We start from the raw sequence: 13,480 nt of genomic DNA, 5'->3' as shown, positions 1-13,480 counted from the left end.
AGGCCGCGCGGGACGGCCGGGCCCCGATAGCCGACTGACGGCCGGCCAGTGACCGCCGAGCACGCGACGCGGAACAGCGAGAAGGCCCGCCGGACGCAACCGGCGGGCCTTCTCGGGGACTTCAGATACCGCAGCGACTCAGACGGCCGGCGCGTACTTCGGGTTGGGGCCGTACTCGTTCGGCTGCTGCTTGCCCTCGCTGGCGAGGAACACGATGAGGATGATCGTGCCGACGATGGGGATGAGGGCGATCAGGATCCACCAGCCCGAGCGGTCCGTGTCGTGCAGGCGGCGGACTGCCACGCCAAGCCCGGGAAGCAGGACCGCGAGCGAGTAGATCACGCTCAGGAGGGTCGTTCCGATGACCTTGCCGACGATCGCCAGTACGATCGCGATGATCACGTTGAACAGGAAGAACATCCAGTATTCCTGTCGCCGAGCGCGACCGCTGAACACGGCGTACTTCTTCAGTACGTCTACGTACCAGTTCATTTCTCGTCCCCCAGGGAATCAAGGTAGGTGCTGACGTACATCGAATCAGCCACGCTGACCGGAAGCCATGATCTTGGCGTGCGCGGTTCAAGCCGTTACCGTGCTGCGGCCGTTCAGTGATCGATGCCGTCCCCGCAGCACGCTCGCACGGCCCGGAAGGCTCGATGAACGAAACCGTCGGGGCGATCGAGGTGGCGCAGCGAGCCCGGCCCCGGCGCGAGATCGTCGCGGAACGAGCACGATCCGCTGTCGACCATTGCCACGGCCCGGATCTTTGCCAAGGTGTTTGCGGCATCACCTGATGAACAGTGGGCATCAGACAGTCTGCACGTCACCTCTGCCTGAAGGAACTCGCTCGTGCCCGATTACCCCGTCACGACGTGGATCTACTCCGTTGCCGTATGCAGGGGCCCGGATCAGCACGATCGGTGCACCAGTTGGCACATCGTCAGCGAGCACGTCGACGGCCGCGACGACGCCCTGCGCTCCGCGGTCACCCACGCGCACGCTCGGGTCACGCGTCACGCCCAGGGATATCCGCAGGCGGCTTGTCTGGCCTTCGAGCACCAGGAGGGCGGCGGCCCCTGCGCCGTATGCGTCAACGGGCGTGGGCCGTGCGCGGATACCCCCGGTGGACCTCTGTTCCTGTGCGCCGACTGCACCGCGGTACTGGACCAGGCGCTGGGCCGCGACATGGCCCAGCTCGGCCTCGCCTCCCCCCTGACCGACAGCGCTGTCGTCTTCGCGTAGCTCCACCGAAGCCGCGCCTCGTTCCGAGCTGCGGCCAAGAGGGTTTGCCTACAACCAGCACCTGCTGTGGTCGGGGCCGGACGACGTCGATTCGATAGGCTGCGCCGGCCTACGGGGATTCTGAATGTCGGCCAACTGATCGTTGCTGATTCCCGTCGCCGCGCTCGTGGTGATCGTGCTCGGTTCCTATGCGGTGCTGAGGCTCCAGAAGGCTTCCCTCCGGCACGCCGAACCCCGATCGGCGAAGCCCTCGACCGGTGTGACCGCGACAGGCTTCCGGCAGTCACCCCAGGAAACCCGGGAGGACTTCGTACGAAGGCATCGGCAGCGCCCCGGCGTGGTCGCCGACGGCAAGACGCTGGTCGACCTCTACGACCGTATCCGGGCACTCGAAGAACGCGTCGCGGCAGCCGAACGGCGTGCCGGGGCGCCGGAGCGGGACTAGGGACTGTCTTGGCGGGCCCTGCCCACCAGCCCACACCGTGACGCTCGATGGCAACCGCACGGGATCACCCTGCTCGCTCAAGCACGTGGTCGTGCGACCGTCGGTGCACCGTGGGTTCGACGGACAACACGGGCTCGCCCGCGATAGTGCCGATCAGGTGGGCGGGCCGACCGCCCGTCGCGCATGGGGGCGCCATGGAGGATCCAGTCGCCGAGCGGTGCGAAGGGGGCGGGGCGATGTCGAAGTGGCGGAAGGCCTACGCCGGTGACGCGGCCCGAGCGTGGAAGCACTCGGTGAGGGCGGACCCACGGAAGTGGTGCGGCACTCGCTCAACGGCCCCCACCCCCGCGGTGCTCGCGGCGTCCCACATGTCGCGGTCCCGTCGGCGGGAGGACCGACCGCACATTTCACTGGCGGCATCGTCCGCAGGCAGTCGACGCACGGCTGAACGAGCGAAGCTTTCGTCTGTGCGGAGGCGCGGGCGTGGCCTGCTTGACCGGCCCGGCGGCCCCCTGCACAGTCGGGATGCGGCGCCGGTGCAGCGCCGCCCGACTGTTCCTCCCGGCCTGCTCGTCCATGCCGGAAGGCGGCCTCGATCTCCGGGAGCGACTGATCCGATGGTCCTCGACCTGCTCCTGATCGGTACGGCCATCAGCCTGGGGCCCCTGCACAACAGTGCCTTCATTCTGCTGCTGTCCTCGCGGCGCGGCGCCCGCCAGGGTCTCGCGTTCCTGTTGTCGTGGCTGGCCAATCTGCTTGCGGTGATCGCCTGTGTGGTGCTGCTGACCGGCGGTCAGCCACCGGCCCGTCACAGCGCGCCCTCGACCGTCGCGGTCGCCGCGAAGCTCGCCATCGGTGTGGCGCTCGTGCTCTACGGCGGACACAGGCGCCGCCGCCCTCCGCGCCCGCACGGACCACCACGCTGGGCCGCCCGCATCGACGACGCCTCCCCGGCCACAGCGGCCGGTCTTGCCTGGGTCCTGCAACCCTGGGCGCTCGTCGGCGCCGGCGCCGCGACCGCTGTCGACGCAGACCTCTCCACCCTCGCCGACTGGCTCGCACTGACCGGCTACTGCCTGCTGGCCACGCTGAGTCTCATCGTCATGGAGATGTACACGGTCTGGGCGCCCACGGCCGCGAACGCCCGGTTGAACGCCCTGCGCGGTTGGCTGGAGCACCATCAGGAGCAGTTGATCGTCACGTTGTCGCTCCTCCTTGGCCTGTGGCTGATGGCCCGGAGCATCTACGAACTGGTCGTCTGACCGCCACGACCGCGGCGTCAGCACCAGCCGACGGCGACCGTCGATCAGCTCGCGTGCCGCGTCGAAGTGGCCGGCGTGGCATGCCGTCTCGGTGATGCGTGCGGCAGGACGTCGCGCAGCGTGTGCGGGTGTGGTTCGCCGAAGAGGTGGTTGGGTTCACGCGTGGAGTTCCCGCTTCCTTGGACGCGCAGTCGGAGTGAGGTCTGCGGGCTCCGGAAGTCGCCAGTGTTCGCAACAGGGTTGGCCAGTCGTACGGGGACGTGCGGGACATTGACTGCTTCGCGGACCGTGACTACTTTCGGGAGCGCTCTCAGTCGACTCACATCGCACACAGCGCTGTATCGGAGTTACGGAGTATCCCCCCATGAAATGCACCAGAGCATTCGTCGCCGCACTCCTCGTCCCCATGACAACGTTATCGGGAGGACTGGCGCTCGATCTGTCGGCAGTCGGCCCCGCAGCCGCCGCAACCGCGGTGTGCAACAAGTTCTGCGACACTCGGGATCCGAGCCTGAGCAGCCAGGACCGGCAGCCCGTCGCGGTCGCCCTGCAGTCCCGCTCGATCACCCTCCACTTCGACGACACGGACGCGATGGGCTGGGCGTCCGTCACGAACGGTGCGGCGGGTGACGAGGTCTGGCTCGACCGCTCGATGGACGGCGGCCGGACGTGGGCGAGTGGCAGCAAGCTCGGCGACACCAGGGTCCCGAGCGGCAACTCCGGCTGGCGCACGCTGATGTACAACGTCGACGACTGGAACACCCAGGGCGTGGGCGCTCTGCGGGCCTGCGGGCAGGTGGCCGGGAGCATCGCCTGTACGGGCTGGGCTCGGACCACGTGGAACGCAGGCGACCGGCGGACCGCCGCGGCCACCGCGCTGATGATGTCGTTCGACCGCACCACCAAACTCTTCGGCGGGAACGGCTGGTGGACCAGCGCCAACGCGTTGACGGCGATCATCGACAACGCACGGGTCAGCGGCATGGGCAGTTACCAGTACACGATCGCCGACACGTACAACAAGAACATCAACGCTCAGGGCGGCGACTTCACCAACGAGTACCTGGACGACACCGGTTGGTGGGGTCTGGCCTGGGTGGACGCGTACGACATGACGGGCGACAGCCGCTACCTCGCCACCGCACGCGCGGACGCCGACCACATGTACGCGAACTGGAACTCCACCTGCGGCGGCGGTGTGCGCTGGAACACGAACGGCAACTACAAGAACGCGATCACCAACGAGCTCTACCTGTCGCTGACTTCGGCACTGCACAACCGGATCGCCGGTGACACCTCGTACCTGAACAAGGCCAAGGACGAGTGGTCCTGGTTCCAGAAGAGCGGCATGATCAACAGCGAACACATGATCAACGACGGACTGGGCGACTCCTGCGCCAACAACGGCCAGACGGCCTGGACATACAACCAGGGCGTCGTCCTGGGCGGCCTGACCGAGCTGTACAAGGCGACCGGTGACGCGAGCCTGCTCGACTCGGCCCGCACGCTGGCCGACGCCTCCACCGTCAGACTCCAGTCGGGAGGCGTGCTGCGTGAACCGGGCGAGGGCGACACCTGCACGGGCGACGACCCGACCTTCAAGGGCGCGTACGTCCGCGGCCTGGGCAAGCTCAACAACCAGCTGAGCGGCCACCCGTACGCGTCGACGCTCGGCGGTTGGGCGAACTCCGCCTACAGCAAGGATCGCAACGCGCTCGACCAGTACGGCCCGCACTGGGCAGGTGGCGGGGGCACCAGCGACTACGGCTGCCAGGCGAGCGTGCTCGATCTGCTCAACGCTGCCGGGTGATCGTCGGCCTCAGTCGTCGCATCGGGAGATGTTGCGCACGATGCGCAGCATCTCCTCGTCGAGCAGCTGTTCGTTCGCGGTGGCGAGCTTTTCGTCCGGCAGCAGATGGCGAAGGATCACGACACCGATGAACAGCGACAGGACGAGTTCGGAGCTGAGGTCGGAGGCGTCCTCGGACGTCTCGGCCCGGTCGGCGCGCAGAGCCCTGCTCAACCGGCCGACGGCCATCAACAGGCCCTCGCGTCGGAGTCGCTCGGCGACCGGGTCCGGGCCGGCGTTACGCAGCATCAGCATGATCGGGTGTTCGCCGCCGTACTCCGACCAGTCCCGCTCGTTCAGGCCCGCGAGCATGGAGGCGAACACCTCGGACGCGGACTCCTCGACCGGCCTGCCGTCTTCACCGGAACCGTCGAACAGCGAGTTCGATTCGTCGAGCACCGCCGCGAAGAGCCCGTCCTTGGACCCGAAGTAGCGGTTGATCAGGGCGACGTTGACACGTGCGTCCGCGGCGATGGCCCGCATCGTCGTGCGTTCGTATCCCATCAGCGTGAAGCGCCGACGCGCCGCACGCAGCAGGTCGGCCCGCGTCCTGGTGGCATCGCGGGGCCGGGTGGCGGGAACGGCAGCGTCGGCATCCATGGCTCCATCCTCCTACACACGGGCATGTAAACAACTGTTTGCATGCCCGGCCGGACCGCCGCTAGGGTGATGTAAACAAACGTTGACTTAGGGGTTCGGATGGAACGTGCCGCGATGACCGACGAGTCGGTCGCGGAGAAGACGTCACCCGTACGCGCGTACCTGGAGATCGGCGCTGTCGGTCTGGGCGCGCTCATGGCGTCGCTGACGCAGACGCTCGTCATTCCCGTACTCCCGGTGATCTCCAAGGACATCGGGGCATCCACGACCCAGACGCAGTGGCTGCTCACGTCGACGCTTCTGGTCGCGGCGGTGTCCGTGCCCGTGGTCGGCCGGTTCGCCGACATGGTCGGGCGCCGTCTGATGCTGGTGTTCAGCCTGGGTGCCCTGGCCCTCGGGTCCCTCATCGACGCCCTGACCACCGACACCACTCTGATGATCATCGGGCGGGCCCTCACCGGGCTGTCCGCCGCGTCGATCCCGTTGGGCATCAGCCTGTTGGCCGCCGTCCTCCCCGTCGACCGGCGGTCGTCCGCCACCGCGCTCATCAGCGCCATGCTCGGTATCGGCAGTGCGCTGGGGCTCCCGCTGGCGGGCCTGCTCGCCGACAACGTCGACTATCACGCGCTGTTCTGGATCGGCGCGGCCGGCGCGCTGCTGAGCCTCGTCGCGATCCTGACGCTGGTGGGCGAGCCCCGGCACACGAGCGCCCGGTCCGTAGACCTGCCCGGCATCGCGCTGCTGACCTCCGGGCTCGTATGCCTTGTTCTCCCGTTGTCCCAGGGCGGTACCTGGGGCTGGGGTTCCCCGCGCACGATCGGCCTCCTGGTGGCCGCCGTCGCTCTCCTGGCTCTGCTCGTGCGGGTCGAATCGAGGTCGGCCGCGCCGGTGGTGAACGTGCGCGCGCTGGCGAATCCCCCGATCGCCATGACGAACGTGGCGAGCCTGTTCTTCGGCTTCGCCCTCTTCGCCAGCTTCGTCGGCACGGCCAACTACGTCCAGGCGCCCACCGCCACCGGGTACGGGTTCGGGTCCTCGGTCCTGACCGCGGGCCTGTGCCTGCTGCCCAGTGGTCTGTTGATGCTGCTGCTCGCCCCGGTCACCGCGAAACTCAGCACCTTGTGGGGAGCGGGCAGGGTGCTGTTCCTGGCGGGCCTCATCGTCGCCGCCGGACTCATCACCAGGATCATCTTCGTCGACACCCTGTGGCAGATCGTCGTCGGAACGGCCATCATCGGCGCCGGATCCGGAATCGGCTACGCGACGCTGCCGACACTGATCAACACCTATACCCCGGCGACCGACCTCGCCGCCGCCAACGGCATCAACACCCTCGCGCGATCGCTCGGGAGCACCCTCGCCAGCGCTGCCGGCGGGAGCATCCTGGCCTCGATGACCATGACCCTCGGCAGTTTCGAGATCCCGTCGCTCAAGGCGTACCGCGTGCTGTTCGTCATCTGCGCGGTGGCCGCGGTGGGCGCGGCACTGCTCGGACTGGTCGCGTCCCGCACCAAGGTTCCGCAGCAGCACACCCAGCCTGTCGTGGAGACCGTCTGACCCGCCCGGTCGGGCGCGGCCGCGACACACGGGCCGCGGCCGACCGGAGAGGCGTCACCGGTCGGCCCCGTCGCAGCAAGGTCGACGGCCGATCCGGCTGACGCACCGCGCGATGGCGGAGATGGACGACGCGCGAGTCGAAGGTCCGTGACGAACCGGAAGACCTCCTCGTCGGGCGCGGTCCGGCCGAAGTCACCGTCCGGCCCGGCGATGTAGCCGTCGAGTGACACGCCCATGGAATACGTGACGCCGCGCATCAGGAGTCCTCCTCGGTCGCGGAGTCGACCCCGCGACCGGCGGACGCCGCAGGCCCGACCGCGACGCGCCGGCTGCTCAGTCCGGCCCCGTCACCCGTACATCGCCAGTCGGTAGAAGTCCGCGAGCGCGGCGTCGATGGGATGGGGCTGCGGCCTGCCCGCGGAGTCGAGCCTGTTCCACCGCTGCAGGTTGACCGCGACACTCATCTGCCGATTGCCGTCCGCGCGGGTCATGGAGAGGGCTCCAGCACCCCAGACCGTGCCCCCGTGGCCCCAGAAGGCGCTTTGGCCGGGGGCGTCCATCGGGTGCAGGCCGAGACCGTAGTCGATCACCTTTCCCTCTTGGGAGACGACGGGCACGGTGCGCCGCATCTCCGTCAGCGACGCCGGGCTGACGATCTCGCCGGCGAGCAGCTTGCGGAAGAAGCGGTTGAGGTCCGTGACGGTGGATATGAGCGCGGCTGCCGGTCCCACCCACGACATGTCGTAGACGCTGAAGTCGCGCGGCGGATCGATCATGCCGAACCAGGCCTCGTAGATCTGCGCGTGCGGCCCGCTGACGTACGGGTCGACGGGCAGCTCGGTGTCGCGGAGTCCGGCGCGCTGGATGACGTTCCGGGCGATGTACCGCGCGGCCGGCGTCCCGGTCACGTGCTGGAGGAGTTCGCCGAGGAGCAGGTAGTTGGTGTTGGAGTACACCCCCGGTGTACCGCCGGGCGGGCCGACGGCCGGTGCGGTGACCCCCATCTCGATCAGTTCGGTGGGGTCGAACCGTGTGAACCGGTTGTCGTCCAGGCTTTGGGGCCCGGTGTCGGCGAGGACCGGGAACGCCTTGAGGGAGGGATAGGCGTACGGGAGGTACTCGGCCAGGCCGCTGGTGTGGTTGATCAGCATCCGGACCGTGATCGCGTCGCCGCGCGCTCCGGGGACCAGCCCCGGCAGGTACCTGCCGATCGGCGTGTCGAGGCCGATCCGACCGCTCTCGACCTGCTGCATCACCGCGGCGGCGGTGAAGGTCTTGGTGATGCTGCCGACACGGTGCCGCATGTCGGGGGTGACGGGGTGGCCGGTCACGCTGTCGGCGACACCGGCGGCGCCTCGCCAGACCTCGTCGCCGTCACGCACCTCGGCGAAGAGGCCGGGCATCCCTGCCCGGTGGACGTTCTTGATGGCGGCGTTCAGTTCCGCGGGATCCAGTGAGTTCCTCACGACATGCGTCCTTTCGTCCTCGCCGGGTGGGCTCCACGTCGGTCGCCCGACCCGGTGACCGGGCATGAGTGGCACGCCGGGCCGCCTCGTCTAGGGCCACGCGGCACGCCATGTACCCATTATGCACGCGGTGCGTGCAACACCAAGTGCATAGGTTAGGCTGGGACCCTGCGAGAGGAGCGGACATGGCAGGTCGAAGGCGTTGGGCGACCGAGGAGATCCTGGACGCGGCGGCAGAACTGCTGCGCACGAGCGACGCCGAGTCGTTCAGCGTGCGCAAGCTCGCCGCTGCCCTCGGGACGGACTCGTCGAGCCTCTACCGACACTTCCGCAGCAAGACGGAGCTGCTGCGCGCGGTGGCCGACCGGATCCTCCTCGCGGCCGTGGACGGCTACTCGCCCGAGGGTGACTGGAAGCAGCGCATCACCGCGCTGGCCCTGCGCGTAAGAGAGGCCTTCGGGCAGCAACCCCAGCTCGCCGCGGTCTGGGGACGCTACGCGTCGAGCGGCGCGGGCTCCCGGCTGATCATGGAAGAAGTGCTGGAGGCCTTGCAGGCATCGGGACTGCCCGACGAGAAGATCCCGGCGCACTACCACCGCATCGCGGTCCTCCTCACCTCGTTGATCACCTCCGAGGCGGGGTTCAGCACCATCACCCCCGAGGAGTACGAACAGGGCATGGAGCTGTTCCGGGTGGCGGTGCTGGGCGCCGACCCGGAACGCTTCCCCGCTCTGGCCCACTTCGCCCGGGAGGTCCGCCCTCTGGGAGTCGACCGAGGCACCGCGTTCGAAGAGATCCTGGCCGCCCACCTCGCCCACGTCGAGGCCTCGATCTGACCGGCCCGCGCGAGCGCAGCGGCGTGGTCGGCGCTCCCGTGCCGGTCACGTTCCGCGCGGGAAGCGCTACTTCGTCAGCGCCGAGAGCTTCGGTCGAGCCGGGGCTCGTCAACCACCCGCAAGGCGTGCGGCCAGATCCATGGCCTCCTGGGTGAGTTCGACGTGCAGGCCGGTGTCGTGCTGGGTGGCGACCTCGGTGAAGCTGCCCTCGTGCCACCAGAACACCGACGGGCTCAACGCGCCGGGTGACTCCGCGAATCCGGCCGCCGCGAACCGGGCCATCGTGTGCAGCGAGGGGACAACGCCGCCGTCGCGCACGACGTGGAAGGCGAGTTGGTGCCGATGCGGCAGCGCGACCAGGATGCCGTCCGGTGCCGCCGCGCCCTTGGTGTGACGGCCGGCGACTTCGTCGAGGATCAGGGCAAGACTCGCGATGAAGTACGAGCCACCGATCAGCACGTCGAAACGGGAACCGTCCTTGTCCCGGACCACCTTGTGCTTGTCCACGCGGACGGCCCTCAGGTTCGCGAACGCGCGGTCGCGGAGGGCTGCCATGTCCCCCAGTTCGGACAGCGAGTCCGCGGTCAGCATGTCGACGGTCTCGGGGAGGTCGAGCGCGAGGACCTCCAGCAGTCCGGGGACCGACCGCGGGCCGTACCCGAAGGCCTTCAGGAGCTTGGGCTCACCGGGAATGAAGCGAGGGTGGAGCCGGGCCAGGATGTGGTCGCGCGACAGGGTCTTGAGAGCCTGCGGTCCACCCATCGATCGGACGACCCGGTCCACGTGTTCGTCCACGAGCGATCGCCAACGTCGGGGGCCCCGAATGTCGTTGTGGCATACGGCGGCGAGGTTGGCGAGGCCGAAACTGCGACCGACGCCCGAGGTCACGCGGCCTCCTTCGACCGTCACCTCGATACCGCGCTCGGCGAAGGCCTCGCGGACGAAGGTACGCAGCCGGGCGGCCTCCGCCTCGGACAGGAAGGCGAACTCCCCGTCGCGCGGGAGGTCCTCCGCGTTGCGACGTTCTCCGCGCCGGAATATCCCCACCAAGATCCCCACCTCTCGACGCTGCGGATCATAGCCGCGACCGGCGCCGGGCCCTCTTCCCGGTGCGCACGTGCCTCAGAGGGGCGGAGACGCCGTCGGTACGACGGCGCCTCCCGTGCCTGCATGCGCCGGGTCGTCCGCTCTCCGACCGCGTAGGAAGGCGGAACCCGAGTGGGCGGGCTGCGTTGCGCCTCGGTCCTGCGGTCAGCGTTCGAAGACGCCGGTCAGTCGGCCCCGTGCGAGGACGGGTGCGGTAATGGCCGGCAGGAGGGTGCGCGGTCGCGCCCGGTCCACCGATGTGGCGCCGGATCCGCTGTCCACGGGGGCTGAGAGGGCGAAGAGTTGGAAGATGTAGTGGTGTGGCCCGTGCCCCTTGACGGGCGCGGGGCCGTGGTAGCCCCGCCCGATGGTGGACTTGAGCAGTCGCACTCCGGGAACCGGTTCCCGTGCGTTGAGTGCGCCGGCTTCCAGGTGCCCGGATGCGGGGTCCACGAGCGCGAAGCAGTGCACGGCCGGCTTTCCGACCGGGACGTCGATGTCTTCGACGACCAGGAGGAGTTGCGCCGTCCCGGACGGCGGCGGGGTCCACGCCAGGTGAGGTGACAGGTTGTCCCCGCCGGCGTACTTCTCGGCGTGGGCGAGGGGCACGGCGTCACCGTCGCCGAAGTGGCGACTGGTGAGGGCGACCACCTCAGGGCCCTGGAGGTTGGGCAGGTTCCACGCGGTGTGGGCCTCGCCCGCCCTGCGGTTGATCAGGAGTCGGCCCAGCAGGCTCATCGCGTCGCCTCGACCATCGTGACGACCTCCGCGGTGGTGGCGGTCTCGCCGAGCTTGGGGAAGACGCGTTCGACGCTGTGGCGGTGAGCGTCCACGGCGGGGTCGCTCATGGCGTCGGTGGCCAGGACGACGTGGTAGCCGTGGTCGGAGGCCGAGCGTGCCGTCGACTCGACGCCTGAGCTGGTCGAGATGCCCGCGAGCACCACCTGGGTGACGCCCAGGTCCCGCAGCAGGGTGTCGAGGCCGGTGTCGTGGAACGCGCTGCGCCGCCGCTTGGTGATCAGGTGGTCGGTCGGCCGGGCATCGAGCTCCTCGATGAGGTCCGCCCAGCCGGCCGGCATCGCGCCGCCGCTCGCGGATCCGCCGGTGTCGGTGCGTCCTGGCGCGCGGCCGGTGACGTTGACCAGGACCACGGGAAGGTCGTGCCGCCGGAACTCGTCGGCCAGCCGGGTGGCCTGCGCGACGGCTGCGGTGGTCGCGGGGTCGGCGTGCGCCGAGACGATCCCCTTCTGCAGGTCGATCACGACCAGTGCGGCCGTGGGATCGAGGGTCGTCAGTGCCATGGTCTTCTCTCCTGCGGAGGTCGGCTTGTCGGTTGCTGGGGCGGGCAGTTGGCCGGCCTCAGCCGCTGGTGGACCTGTCGGATCGACGAGGTTGGGCGTCGCCGGTGACGGCCGTGGGCGCCTTGAGGATCCCGGCGGCGGAGTTGGTCCCGCGCAACAGGGAGGCGATCGCGGCGAGGAAGGCGAGGGTGGCGCCGAAGGCGAAGACGATGACCAGGCCGGAGTGGAAGGGCCCGGCTATCAGGCTCGGGAAGAACTCACGCCCCGTCAGGGCCTGTTGCTGCGCGACGGTCAGGTGGGTCAGGGCGCCGCTGGGCTGGAGAAGGTGCTGGACCGGGTTGACGCCCAGTTGGGCGGCGAACAGGGACGCGACCGGGGGCAGGCCGCCGATCTGGGCGGCGACGTGAGCGGATACGCCCTGTTGCTGGAGTCCGGCGCTGAGGGTGTGCGGGAGGCTGCCCGCCAGTCCGGCGATCATCAGGGAGAAGAACACACCGATGGAGACGGCGGTTCCGGAGTTCTGGAAGGTGGCACGCATACCCGAGGCCACTCCGCGGAGTCGGGCCGGGACACTGCCCATGATCGAGGAGGAGTTGGGTGCGGCGAACATACCGCTGGCGATCCCGTTGAGCGCGATCAGCACCGCGAAGATCCAGTAGCTGAAGTCGATCGGCAGGAGCATCAGACCGAGGAAGCTCGCCCCGAACAGCAGCGCGCCGCCGGTCGCCAGCCCCCGGGAGCCGAGCTGGTCGGAGAGGTAGCCGGAGACCGGCCCGGCCGCGAGGAAACCGGCGGTGAGCGGGAGCATGAAGATGCCGGCCCACAGCGGAGTGTCGGCGTAGTCGTAGCCGTGCAGCGGGAGCCAGATGCCCTGCAGCCAGATGATCAGCACGAACTGCATCCCGCCCCGACCGATCGAGATGGCCAGACCGGCGAGGTTTCCGAAGGTGAAGGCCCGTTGGCGAAAGAGGCTCAGTTGGATCATCGGCGCTGCGGTGCGCTTCTCGATCGCTACGAACGCCGCCAGGAGAACCAGTCCCCCGGCGATGAGTGTGTCGACGAGTGGGTTGGTCCAGCCCATGGTGTGGCCGCCGTAGGGCTGGAGGCCGAAGGTGACGGCGATCAGGACCGCGCTCAGCCCCACCGCGAAGGTGATGTTGCCCCACCAGTCGATCCGGCCGCCGCCGCGTTTGCCGGTCTCGCGCAGGGTGCGGTAGGCCCAGACCGTGAAGAACACGCCGACGGGCACGTTCACCCAGAACACCGCCCGCCAGTCCCAGGCCGCGAGCAGTCCGCCCGCGACCAGGCCGATGAACATGCCGGCCAGGGCGGCCACCTGGTTGATGCCCAGGGCGAAGCCGCGCTGCTCCTCCGGGAAGGCGTCGGTGAGGATCGCGGCGGAGTTCGCGGTCAGCATCGATCCGCCGACGGCCTGGAGCACCCGCCAGGCGATCAGCCACATCGCGCCGTGGCCCCCGTCGAAGGGGTCGAAAGACAGCAGGATCGAGGCGAAGGTGAAGACGGCGAACCCGGCGTTGTAGATGCGGACGCGGCCGTACATGTCTCCCAGGCGGCCGACGGTGACCACGAGGACGGCCTGGACCAGCCGGTACCCCATGATCATCCACAGCAGATAGGCGATGTTGCCCGGGGCCAGCGGGTCCAGGTGCACGCCGCGGAAGATCGCCGGGAGGGCGATCAGCACGATGGAGCCGTCCAGCGCGGACATGAAGACGGCGGCGGTCGTGTTGGACAGGGCCGTCCACTTGTACCGGTCCCCGAGGGGTCGGTTCAGGACGGGCGGATTGGAGATGACCGGCATCAGTCGCTTCCTCG

13 protein-coding genes and 2 pseudogenes are annotated in these 13,480 nt (G+C 69.1%); 6 read left to right on the top strand and 9 right to left on the bottom strand.

Annotation, left to right across the window (positions count from 1 at the left end):
- Positions 1 to 138 precede the first annotated feature (138 nt).
- Positions 139 to 492, bottom strand: coding sequence for a DUF805 domain-containing protein (locus ACIRQH_RS12530; protein ID WP_358818490.1), 354 nt, complete (start codon positions 490 to 492; stop codon positions 139 to 141).
- Positions 493 to 849: 357 nt separating this feature from the next.
- Here ACIRQH_RS12530 and ACIRQH_RS12525 point away from each other — a divergent pair, with 357 nt between their 5' ends.
- The 3 genes from ACIRQH_RS12525 (at position 850) to ACIRQH_RS12515 (ending at position 2,949) form a co-directional block, all read left to right on the top strand.
- Positions 850 to 1,242, top strand: a complete 393-nt coding sequence (locus ACIRQH_RS12525; RefSeq protein WP_388879213.1) for a hypothetical protein — start codon at positions 850 to 852, stop codon at positions 1,240 to 1,242.
- 142 nt (positions 1,243 to 1,384) lie between these two features.
- Complete coding sequence (locus ACIRQH_RS12520) at positions 1,385 to 1,687, top strand: hypothetical protein (RefSeq protein ID WP_404225605.1); 303 nt, start codon at positions 1,385 to 1,387, stop codon at positions 1,685 to 1,687.
- A gap of 617 nt (positions 1,688 to 2,304) precedes the next feature.
- Positions 2,305 to 2,949, top strand: a complete 645-nt coding sequence (locus tag ACIRQH_RS12515; protein WP_388882557.1) for a GAP family protein — start codon at positions 2,305 to 2,307, stop codon at positions 2,947 to 2,949.
- 15 nt (positions 2,950 to 2,964) lie between these two features.
- Here ACIRQH_RS12515 and ACIRQH_RS12510 read toward each other — a convergent pair.
- Positions 2,965 to 3,104: pseudogene (locus ACIRQH_RS12510) on the bottom strand (DUF664 domain-containing protein); the annotation flags it as partial.
- Positions 3,105 to 3,355: 251 nt separating this feature from the next.
- Between ACIRQH_RS12510 and ACIRQH_RS12505 the strand changes: the two are divergent.
- Entirely contained in the window at positions 3,356 to 4,759 is a 1,404-nt protein-coding gene (locus tag ACIRQH_RS12505) for a glycoside hydrolase family 76 protein (RefSeq protein ID WP_404225602.1), read from the top strand.
- Positions 4,760 to 4,768: 9 nt separating this feature from the next.
- On the opposite strand, the gene ACIRQH_RS12500 is transcribed toward ACIRQH_RS12505, so the two are convergent.
- On the bottom strand, positions 4,769 to 5,398 hold the full coding sequence (locus ACIRQH_RS12500; protein ID WP_404225600.1) for a TetR/AcrR family transcriptional regulator: 630 nt from the start codon (positions 5,396 to 5,398) through the stop codon (positions 4,769 to 4,771).
- A 114-nt stretch (positions 5,399 to 5,512) separates the two neighbouring features.
- On the opposite strand from ACIRQH_RS12500, the gene ACIRQH_RS12495 reads away from it, so the two are divergent.
- Positions 5,513 to 6,955 carry an MFS transporter gene (locus tag ACIRQH_RS12495; protein ID WP_404225598.1) on the top strand — a complete coding sequence of 481 codons (1,443 nt, stop codon included), beginning with the start codon at positions 5,513 to 5,515 and terminating at the stop codon, positions 6,953 to 6,955.
- Between the two features lie 143 nt (positions 6,956 to 7,098).
- On the opposite strand, the pseudogene ACIRQH_RS12490 reads toward ACIRQH_RS12495, so the two are convergent.
- Both ACIRQH_RS12490 and ACIRQH_RS12485 read right to left on the bottom strand, forming a co-directional pair.
- Positions 7,099 to 7,212: pseudogene (locus tag ACIRQH_RS12490) on the bottom strand (dihydrofolate reductase); the annotation flags it as partial.
- A 90-nt stretch (positions 7,213 to 7,302) separates the two neighbouring features.
- On the bottom strand, positions 7,303 to 8,421 hold the full coding sequence (locus ACIRQH_RS12485; RefSeq protein WP_404225596.1) for a serine hydrolase domain-containing protein: 1,119 nt from the start codon (positions 8,419 to 8,421) through the stop codon (positions 7,303 to 7,305).
- Between the two features lie 185 nt (positions 8,422 to 8,606).
- Here ACIRQH_RS12485 and ACIRQH_RS12480 point away from each other — a divergent pair, with 185 nt between their 5' ends.
- Complete coding sequence (locus tag ACIRQH_RS12480) at positions 8,607 to 9,257, top strand: TetR/AcrR family transcriptional regulator (RefSeq protein WP_404225594.1); 651 nt, start codon at positions 8,607 to 8,609, stop codon at positions 9,255 to 9,257.
- Positions 9,258 to 9,365: 108 nt separating this feature from the next.
- Here ACIRQH_RS12480 and ACIRQH_RS12475 read toward each other — a convergent pair whose 3' ends face one another.
- From ACIRQH_RS12475 to ACIRQH_RS12460, 4 genes are all read right to left on the bottom strand, one after another.
- Positions 9,366 to 10,304: a hypothetical protein gene (locus ACIRQH_RS12475; protein ID WP_404225730.1), complete on the bottom strand. Its 939-nt coding sequence runs from the start codon at positions 10,302 to 10,304 to the stop codon at positions 9,366 to 9,368.
- 204 nt (positions 10,305 to 10,508) lie between these two features.
- Entirely contained in the window at positions 10,509 to 11,081 is a 573-nt protein-coding gene (locus tag ACIRQH_RS12470; protein ID WP_404225592.1) for a YbhB/YbcL family Raf kinase inhibitor-like protein, read from the bottom strand.
- Positions 11,078 to 11,644, bottom strand: a complete 567-nt coding sequence (locus ACIRQH_RS12465; protein WP_404225590.1) for an isochorismatase family protein — start codon at positions 11,642 to 11,644, stop codon at positions 11,078 to 11,080. The genes ACIRQH_RS12470 and ACIRQH_RS12465 overlap by 4 nt, the downstream gene beginning before the upstream one ends.
- Before the next feature lie 58 nt (positions 11,645 to 11,702).
- Positions 11,703 to 13,466, bottom strand: coding sequence for an MFS transporter (locus tag ACIRQH_RS12460; RefSeq protein ID WP_404225588.1), 1,764 nt, complete (start codon positions 13,464 to 13,466; stop codon positions 11,703 to 11,705).
- Positions 13,467 to 13,480: the final 14 nt, after the last annotated feature.

It is taken from the genome of Streptomyces sp. NPDC102279 (assembly GCF_044766365.1).
GTDB lineage: Bacteria > Actinomycetota > Actinomycetes > Streptomycetales > Streptomycetaceae > Streptomyces.
The sequence above is the reverse complement of the archived record's forward strand: the minus strand, read 5'-3'. Positions and strand labels throughout refer to the sequence as shown.

Coding starts and splice junctions, on each gene's coding strand:
- ACIRQH_RS12495 (WP_404225598.1), top strand. CDS start 5,513: ATGACCGACGAGTCGGTCGCGGAGAAGACGTCACCCGTACGCGCGTAC.
- ACIRQH_RS12530 (WP_358818490.1), bottom strand. CDS start 492: ATGAACTGGTACGTAGACGTACTGAAGAAGTACGCCGTGTTCAGCGGT.
- ACIRQH_RS12500 (WP_404225600.1), bottom strand. CDS start 5,398: ATGGATGCCGACGCTGCCGTTCCCGCCACCCGGCCCCGCGATGCCACC.
- ACIRQH_RS12460 (WP_404225588.1), bottom strand. CDS start 13,466: ATGCCGGTCATCTCCAATCCGCCCGTCCTGAACCGACCCCTCGGGGAC.
- ACIRQH_RS12515 (WP_388882557.1), top strand. CDS start 2,305: ATGGTCCTCGACCTGCTCCTGATCGGTACGGCCATCAGCCTGGGGCCC.
- ACIRQH_RS12465 (WP_404225590.1), bottom strand. CDS start 11,644: ATGGCACTGACGACCCTCGATCCCACGGCCGCACTGGTCGTGATCGAC.
- ACIRQH_RS12470 (WP_404225592.1), bottom strand. CDS start 11,081: ATGAGCCTGCTGGGCCGACTCCTGATCAACCGCAGGGCGGGCGAGGCC.
- ACIRQH_RS12480 (WP_404225594.1), top strand. CDS start 8,607: ATGGCAGGTCGAAGGCGTTGGGCGACCGAGGAGATCCTGGACGCGGCG.
- ACIRQH_RS12505 (WP_404225602.1), top strand. CDS start 3,356: ATGACAACGTTATCGGGAGGACTGGCGCTCGATCTGTCGGCAGTCGGC.